The organism is Acetonema longum DSM 6540 (genome assembly GCF_000219125.1).
GTDB classification, from domain to species: domain Bacteria; phylum Bacillota; class Negativicutes; order Sporomusales; family Acetonemataceae; genus Acetonema; species Acetonema longum.
Map to the genome: position 1 here is coordinate 1 of NZ_AFGF01000155.1, position 1,454 is coordinate 1,454.

Genomic DNA, 1,454 nt, shown 5'->3' on the forward strand with positions numbered 1-1,454 from the left:
ACAGTCTCTTGGCGAGTAGTGGAGGCGTGAATGTATGGGGCAGCGCGGCAAGGGCAATACGGAAGAGCACCGGGGCAACTACAGTGAAACCCGGATTACGGCTGGGAAGAAGCTGACCGTCAAATCCGGCAAGGACTTCAACATGACAGGGGGACAAGCTAAGGGAGAAACCGTTAAGGTTGAGGTAGGTGTGGATTTAAATCTAAAGAGCCAGCAGGACCGGGAGACTTATACGGAGAAGAATGAGTCAACTAGTGGCAATATGGGTATTGGGGCGGACGGGGAATGCAGGACACACTTCGACCGATCCCCGTCAATCTGGCAGTTAACAGCTAGAAAAGGCGATCCGACGCCCGAAATGCCCTCTGCAACGAACATCGAAGTGAAAGGGAGTAAATAGATGCACAGCAGCTTTCTAAAATGGGTGAATGAAAGGAAGAGACAATTAGAGGATTCAATAATAAGTACAGAGAAAATAAATGTTGTTGCTAATAATACAAATCCAAGTGTTACAGTTGATTATTCTTCTTATTGTTGTCTTGGCCGAGTGAGTGTGTGGCAATCTGGATTGATGGATGCAGAAATATTGCATTTTGCTAGTGAAAACAGATTATTGTTTGAGCATCATCAACTTGTTGGATCTCCCGATTTTGATGCTCTTTTAAAACAATTCTTTAAGATCATGGTGACAGGAAAAAGGATTGGTTAAGTGACTTTGGACTCCAAAACAGGAGGAAGTGTGGGGGACGAAAACGCCAAACATCAGGGCAACGGACAAATAAGTTCGTTGCTCCGTTGTTTGTTTAGACGAAAACGAATGAACACGGGAACGTAGGAGACTCGCGGGGACGGTTCTCTTGACGAGTAGCGGGTAAAATGATATCCTCAAAAGTAGAGGTGATATCATACCCCGAAAAGCGCGGCAGCGGAGAAGAAGCTGATCGTCAAATCCGGCAAGGACTTCAACATGACAGGGGGGCAAGCCAAGGGAGATACCGTTAAGGTTGAGGTAGGCGGGGATTTAAATCTGAAGAGCCAGCAGGACCGGGAGACCTATACGGAGAAGAATCAATCGACTAGTGGCAGTATGGGTATGGGGGCCGGTGTGACGGGGAATGCAGGAAAGAATCGGAGTCAGATCGACTCAGACTACAGGAGCGTCAACCAGCAGACCGGGCTCTTGGCCGGCAGCGGCGGATTTGATATCAGGGTGGAAGGTAATACCGATCTTGTAGGTTCTGTCCTGGACAGCGAAGCAACACCGGATCAGAATAAGCTGGATACAGGGAGTCTGACAGGGTCGGATATTGAGAACAAGGCCGAGTACAAGGCAAGTAATTCGGGGGTTAGCCTAGATTTCAAGGATGGCAAACTGACTAGCGGCCTTACTCCGGATATGCCAGTCAACGGTGAGGCTGCCAGCACAACACAATCGGCTATTGCAGCCGGTAGCA

General features: G+C 48.6%; 3 protein-coding genes. All 3 read left to right on the forward strand.

The window, feature by feature from the left end; translation table 11 throughout:
* The first annotated feature begins 34 nt into the window (after window positions 1–34).
* The gene (locus ALO_RS14695; RefSeq protein WP_004097255.1) at window positions 35–400 is read left to right on the forward strand and encodes a hemagglutinin repeat-containing protein; all 366 of its coding nucleotides are present in this window, start codon (window positions 35–37) and stop codon (window positions 398–400) included.
* Entirely contained in the window at window positions 401–709 is a 309-nt protein-coding gene (locus ALO_RS14700) for an immunity protein TriTu family protein (RefSeq protein ID WP_004097257.1), read from the forward strand.
* 258 nt (window positions 710–967) lie between these two features.
* A partial coding sequence (locus ALO_RS14705; RefSeq protein ID WP_004097259.1) for a hemagglutinin repeat-containing protein occupies window positions 968–1,454 on the forward strand: 487 nt, incomplete at its 3' end.

Coding starts and splice junctions, on each gene's coding strand:
- ALO_RS14695 (WP_004097255.1), top strand. CDS start 35: ATGGGGCAGCGCGGCAAGGGCAATACGGAAGAGCACCGGGGCAACTAC.
- ALO_RS14700 (WP_004097257.1), top strand. CDS start 401: ATGCACAGCAGCTTTCTAAAATGGGTGAATGAAAGGAAGAGACAATTA.